At 73.7% G+C, this 6,158-nt stretch carries 7 protein-coding genes; 1 reads left to right on the forward strand and 6 read right to left on the reverse strand.

Going from position 1 to position 6,158, the window contains the following annotated elements; genetic code table 11:
• Window positions 1-270 (forward strand): hypothetical protein (locus AB0J52_RS23245; protein ID WP_500184072.1); only part of this gene is annotated, 270 nt, incomplete at its 5' end.
• Window positions 271-388: 118 nt separating this feature from the next.
• On the opposite strand, the gene AB0J52_RS23250 is transcribed toward AB0J52_RS23245, so the two are convergent.
• The 6 genes from AB0J52_RS23250 to AB0J52_RS23275 all read right to left on the reverse strand — a co-directional run.
• Complete coding sequence (locus tag AB0J52_RS23250; RefSeq protein WP_500184074.1) at window positions 389-1,756, reverse strand: PP2C family protein-serine/threonine phosphatase; 1,368 nt, start codon at window positions 1,754-1,756, stop codon at window positions 389-391.
• A complete protein-coding gene (locus AB0J52_RS23255; RefSeq protein ID WP_500184077.1) occupies window positions 1,756-2,559 on the reverse strand; it encodes an alpha/beta fold hydrolase in 804 nt (267 codons plus the stop codon). The genes AB0J52_RS23250 and AB0J52_RS23255 overlap by 1 nt, the downstream gene beginning before the upstream one ends.
• A gap of 149 nt (window positions 2,560-2,708) precedes the next feature.
• Window positions 2,709-3,209 (reverse strand): hypothetical protein, encoded by a 501-nt coding sequence (locus tag AB0J52_RS23260; RefSeq protein WP_500184079.1) that lies wholly within the window; start codon window positions 3,207-3,209, stop codon window positions 2,709-2,711.
• 67 nt (window positions 3,210-3,276) lie between these two features.
• Complete coding sequence (locus tag AB0J52_RS23265; RefSeq protein ID WP_500184081.1) at window positions 3,277-4,638, reverse strand: formimidoylglutamate deiminase; 1,362 nt, start codon at window positions 4,636-4,638, stop codon at window positions 3,277-3,279.
• 9 nt (window positions 4,639-4,647) lie between these two features.
• Window positions 4,648-5,853, reverse strand: coding sequence for an allantoate amidohydrolase (locus AB0J52_RS23270; protein WP_500184082.1), 1,206 nt, complete (start codon window positions 5,851-5,853; stop codon window positions 4,648-4,650).
• Window positions 5,854-5,892: 39 nt separating this feature from the next.
• Window positions 5,893-6,158, reverse strand: a 266-nt coding sequence (locus AB0J52_RS23275) for a urocanase-related protein (RefSeq protein ID WP_500184083.1), incomplete at its 5' end; no start/stop codon positions are given.

The raw sequence follows: 6,158 nt of genomic DNA on the forward strand, positions 1-6,158 counted from the left end.
AACAGGCGGCCCGACCCGGCGCATGAGGACCGCGGGACGCGCCTCACCGCGCTCGTGGCCGTCCAGGTGGTGAAGGAGGCACGGCGCGTCCTCCGCACCGCGCTCGGCCTCCTCGGCCCGGTCGGCGGAAGGCGGCTGGCGCGGCTGGGGCGGACGCTCGGGATCCGGCGCGACGGGGCGGGGGCGTCGTCGCGCCAGATCCGGAGCGGCAGCGTCCACCCGGCCGCGCGCCGCAGGACCGTGGAGATCGCGCCCCTCCCGGACGACTGAGCGGGCCGCTGAGGCTTGCCTGGAAGGCGGCCGAGGTCGAGTTCACCGGCGACCTCCCGGGCCGGTCGCGGTGCTGCGGGGGAAAGCGGCCTTCCGCGCGGTCAGCGCGCGTTCCTCATCACTGGGCCGGGAGGGGTGAAGGGGCTTGGACCCCGAGCGCCAGCAGGGCGGTGTCGTCGTCGAGACCTTCGCCGAAGCCGTCCAGGAGGCCGGTCAGGGCTTGGACCAGGGTGTGAACTGACTGGTTCGCGTAACCCGCGACGAATTCGCGCAGGGCCTGCTCGCCGTAGAGGGTGGCGGCGCCTTGGCCTGTGCGGGCTTCGGTGATGCCGTCGGTGTAGAGCAGGAGGGCGTCTCCCGCGGCCAGAACGGTGGCGGCAGCCACGAACGGGGCGTCGGGCAGGATCCCGATCAGACAGCCGCCAGGGGTGGGCAGGAATTCTGCCGAACCGCCGGCTCCGTCGCCTGGGCCACCCGAGTCGCCTGGGCCACCCGAGTCGCCTGGGCCGCCCGGGGCGCCGTTCAGGCCGTCGCCTGAGTGGCGGCCGGCGCGCAGGACCAGCGCGGCTGGGTGACCGCCGGAGGCCAGGTTCACGGCGACCTGCCCGGTGGCGGGATCGGGGTCCAGCACGCCGAAGATCGCGGTGCAGAAGCGGGGGTCGTCTCCCCCGTAGTGCTCGTGCAGCACCCTGTTGAGGGTGGTCAGGGCCGCGACGGGGTCCGGGTCGTGGACGGCGGCGGCGCGCAGGGTGTGGCGGGTCAGCGAGGTGACCGCGGCGGCCCGGGGGCCCTTGCCGCACACATCGCCCAGGAAGAAGGCGAAACGCCGGTCGTCCAGGGGGAAGACGTCGTAGAAGTCGCCGCCCAGCCGGTCGGGTGAGGCGGTGTGGTAGTGGGCGGCGGTCTCCATCCCCGGGATCGCGGGCAGGGCGGGCGGCAACAGGGCCTGCTGCAACGCCGCCAGGACCTCCTGCAACCGGACCCGGTCGGCCTCGGCCCGCCGGTGCGCCTCTTCGGCCACTCGGCGGCGGCGGAGCAGCTCCTGTTCGTAGGCGCGGCGGTCCCGGGCGTCGAAGACGGTGGTGCGGATCAGCAGCGGCTCACCGGTGTCGCCGTACTTGACCGCGCTGGAGACCAGCACCGGTATCCGCGCGCCGCCGCTGTGCCTGATCTCCAGGGCGATGCCGCTGATCTTGCCCTGCATCTGCAGCAGCGGGGCGAAGTGCGTCTCGTGGTACAGCCTGCCGCCCACCGTCAGCAGATCGGCGAACCGCATCCGTCCCACCACGGCGTCGCGGTCCAGCCCCAGCCAGTCCAGCAGCGTGGCGTTGATCTTGGCGATGGTGCCGTCCATCAGCGTGGACAGGTACCCGCAGGGCGCGCTCTCGTACAGCTCCTCGGCGCTGTCCTCCAGCAGGGCCGCGAACCTCGCGTCGGTCGCCTGGCCCTCGCCGGCCCCATGGGGGTCCCGCCCCGCGCGGCACATCAGCGTAGGCTCGACAGGAACTCGATGATCGCCGCATTGGTGGTCTCGGGGGCCGACAGGTGGGGGCAGTGCCCGGTCGCCTCCAAGGTGACCAGCACCGAGCCGGGGACGGTCCGGTGGACGAAGGCGCCGACCTCCCGCGGGGCGATGACGTCCTGGGTGCACTCCAGCACCAGCGTGGGCACCCGCACGCCCTTGAGGTCGTCGCGCGAATCCGACAGGAACGTGGTCCGGGCGAAGACGCGCGCCATATCGGGGTCGGTGGCGCAGAAGCTGTTGGTCAGCTCCTCCCCGAGTTCGGGCCGGTCCGGGTTGCCCATGATCACCGGCGCCATCGCCGCCGACCAGCCCAGGTAGTTCGACTCCAGGGACTCCAGCAGCTCGTCGATGTCGGCGGCGCTGAACCCGCCCCGGTAGCCCTCGTCGTCGATGTAGCACGGGGAGGGCGCCACCATGACCAGCGCCCCGATGCGGTCGGGGGCCATGCCGGCGGCCAGCACGCCGATCATCGCGCTGACCGAGTGCCCCACGAACGCCGCGTCGCGCAGGTCGAGCGCCTGGCACACCTCCACCACGTCCCGGGCGTACCCGTCCAGCGAGGAGTACCGGTCCGCCTGGAACGCCGACGGGTCCGCGCGCCCCGACCCGACATAGTCGAACATCACGACCCGGTAGTCGGCGGCCAGAGCGGGGACCGTCAGACGCCACATGTTCTGGTCGCAACCGAACCCATGCGCCAGCACCACCGCCCGCCCGTGAGGGTTTCCCGTGACCGTGACGTTGTTCCTGCGCAGAATGTCCACATCTGTCATCTTCGCAGGCCGGGCCAGTGCTCCTCCCGCTGGCCACTCCACCCGGCCCAGGCCCCGCGAGCCGGGAGCTCCGACGCCACCGTCTGTAGTGGATCTTGTGCTGCGCGCTCGAGGCGAGGAACAGCCCTCCGCGCAGGCCGTCATTCCTTGGTGGAATTGAGCCGGAGGGACCGCTGAATCCGCCTGGCCAGCAACCCTTGCCTACTGACAACAAAGGAAAGGATCACCAGCAGAAACACGCCATGCGCGACCGCCGACCCCCCGGTGGCCGAGCCACTGACCACCCAGAAGACGGCGTCCGCCAGGCAGAAACCCAGCGCGATCGCGACCAGAGCCCAACCGTTGAACCTGGCCGAGCCGCGCCGCAGCCACCATGATCGCCGCAACAGCCTTCGGGCATAGGCGACGGCAGGCTCCCGGAGCCGCTCTTGAGGCACCGCTTCACCGCGCTCTACCGCACGCCTGAGGAGATCGCGCTCTCCGAACTCCAGACCGTACGTCTCGCGCAGCCATGTCCCGTCGGGATCAGCCCGGCGCTCCGTCGCCCAGGCGTCCTTCGCTTTGGAGTCGTCGTGTCTCCCCATGCGCTCCTCCGGCCCGCCGCGCGCCTCCGGAGTCGTGACCGCGGAGAGGAGGATCACTCGTGAACGCCATGACCGCATCAGGCCAGCGCAGCGGCCTGCGGCACCGGCGTCTCCCCTCCACGACCTAGGCGGAGGGCGGCTCCTCGGCGGTGACGGCGGCGATCGTGTCGCGGAGCAGGGCGGGGACGTCGGGGACGAGCAGGTGGCGGCCGTCCTCGACGACCTGCCGGCCCGAGACCACGACGTGCCGGACGTCGGCGGCGGTGGCGGCGAACACGGCCGTCTCCGCCGCGAACTCCGGGCCCGCGCCCGCCGTGCGCGGCGAGTCGAGCGCGACCGTGGTCAGGTCGGCGTACGCGCCGGGCTCCAGCCGTCCGGCCTCGGGCCAGCCGAGCGCGGAGTGGCCGTTCCAGGTCGCGGCGGCGAGCAGCTCGGACGCCGTCCAGTGGCCGCGGACGCGGGTGCGCAGCCGCTCGTCCAGCTCGACGGCGCGGGCCTCCTCGAACAGGTCGACGACCGCGTGCTGGTCGGAGCCGAGGTTGACCGGGGAGCCCGCGTGGTGCAGGTCACGGGCCGGGCCGATGCCGTCGGCGAGGTCGCGTTCGGTGGTCGGGCACATGCACACGCCGGTCATGGTCGTGCCGAGCAGCCCGATGTCCTCCGGCGTCAGGTGCGTCGCGTGGACGGCCGTGGTGAGCGGCCCGAGCGCGCCGCACTCGGCGAGCAGCCGCGTCGGCGTCATCCCGTACGCCTCGGCGCACGCCTCGTTCTCGGCGGGCTGCTCCGACAGGTGGACGTGCAGGGGCGCGCGCCGCTCCTTCGCCCACGACGCGACGGCCCGCATCTGCTCGCGCGGGACGGCCCGCACCGAGTGGATCGCCGCGCCCACCCGCGCGTGCGGACGGCCGCCCTTGTCGTTCTGCTCGTAGAGCGAGTCGACGCGCCGCGCCCAGTCGCCCGCCGAACCGTCGCCGAACCGGAGCTGCGCGCCCTTCAGGGGCTGCCCGAGACCGCCGGTCAGGTAGCAGGTGTCGAGCAGGGTGATGCGGATGCCGGCCGCGTGGGCGGCGTCGATGAGCGCCTCGCCCATCGCGTTCGGCTCGTCGTAGGGGGCGCCGCCGGGACGGTGGTGCAGGTAGTGGAACTCGCCCACGCAGCTGATCCCGGCCAGCACCATCTCGGCGAACACGGCCGTGGCCAGCGCGCGGTAGGAGTCGGGGTCGAGGCGCTCGGCGACCTTGTACATGGTCTCGCGCCACGTCCAGAAGGTGCCCCGGCCGGCCTGGACGCGGCCGCGGAGCGCACGGTGGAAGGCGTGGGAGTGCGCGTTGGCCAGCCCCGGGAGGGTGAGGCCGCGCAGGCGCGGCGCGTCCGGCGGGGCCGGGACGCCGCTGCTGATGCCGCTGATCCGCTCGCCGTCGGCCTCGATGAGGACGTCGGCGGCGACGCCGTCTCCGAGCCAGGCGTACTCGGCGTGCCATCGCATACCGGATCCCTACCCGCGGACCAGGTCGGCCAGTACCGCCGCGAGCGCCTCGACGCCCGCGACGCAGTCGTCCGTCTCGGCATGCTCGCTCGGCGCGTGCGAGACACCGGTCGGGTTCCGGACGAACAGCATCGCCGTCGGCAGCACCGCCGACAGCACGCCCGCGTCGTGCCCCGCGCCGGTCGGCAGCACGGGGACGCCGCCGAGCGCCGCGACCACGCGGGCCCGCAGGGCCAGGTTGAAGTCGACGACCTCGGTGTAGGACTCCTCGGTCAGCTCGACCCCGACGCCGTGCCCGCGCGCGGCGGCGCGGGCGTGTTCGAGCACGTCGGCGACCGTCGCGCGGACGGACCGCTCGTCCGGGCCGCGGCTGTCGAGCCAGGCGGCGACGGCGGACGGGATCGCGTTCACCCCGCCCGGCACGACCCGCACCTTGCCGACCGTGGCGACGCTGTCGTGCCGCTCGGCGGCGGCGCGGGCGGCGAGGACGGTCGAGGCGAACGGCAGCATCGGGTCGCGCCGGTCGGCCAGCCGGGTCGTCCCGGCGTGGTTGCCCTCGCCGGAGAAGTCCAGCCGCCACCGGCCGTGCGGAACGATCGAGGACGCGACGCCGACCGGCGTGGCCGGGCCGAGCGCGCGGCCCTGCTCCACGTGCAGCTCCACGTAGCAGCCGACGCGGGACAGCAGGGCGTCGTCGCGTCCGATGCCGTCCGGATCGACGCCGTTCTCGGCGGCGACCTCGGCGAACGTGCGTCCGCCGCCGTCGGTCAACGCGCGGGCGCGGGCCGGGTCGATCGCGCCCGCCAGCAGCCGGGACCCCAGGCACGCGACACCGAACCGCGCGCCCTCCTCCTCCGCGAACACGGCGACACCCAGCGGACGCGACGGCTCGACCCCCCGCGCGCGCAGGAGGTCGATCGCGGCGAACGCCGACACGACGCCGAGCGGCCCGTCGAACGCGCCGCCGCCCGGCACCGAGTCCAGGTGGCTGCCGGTCAGGACGGCGTCGTCGCGCCGCCCGTCCGCCGGATACCACCAGGCGAACAGGTTGCCATTTCCGTCGCCCTCGACCTCCAGCGAACGGGCGCGGGCCTCGTCGAGGAACCAGGCGCGGCACTCCAGCTCGGACGGCGTCCACACGAAACGGTCGTAACCGCCGGTGCCGGCGTCGCGTCCGACGGGCAGCAGCGCCGCCCACATCTCCTCGAAACCCAACCCGTTCTCCTTAGCGACCAGTGGCGTGCGGGGCGGCGGTCAGTTCTCGCGCATCGGGATCCGGACGCCCCGCTCGTCGGCGACCTCCTCCGCGCGCTCGTACCCGGCGTCCACGTGCCGCATGACGCCCGTGCCGGGGTCGTTGGTCAGCACCCGCTCCAGCTTCCGGCCCGCCAGCTCGGTGCCGTCCGCGACGCAGACCTGGCCCGCGTGGATGGACCGGCCGATGCCGACGCCGCCGCCGTGGTGGATCGACACCCAGGTCGCGCCGGACGAGGTGTTGAGCATGGCGTTCAGCTGCGGCC

The sequence above is a fragment of the Spirillospora sp. NPDC049652 genome (assembly GCF_040675125.1).
GTDB lineage: Bacteria > Actinomycetota > Actinomycetes > Streptosporangiales > Streptosporangiaceae > Spirillospora.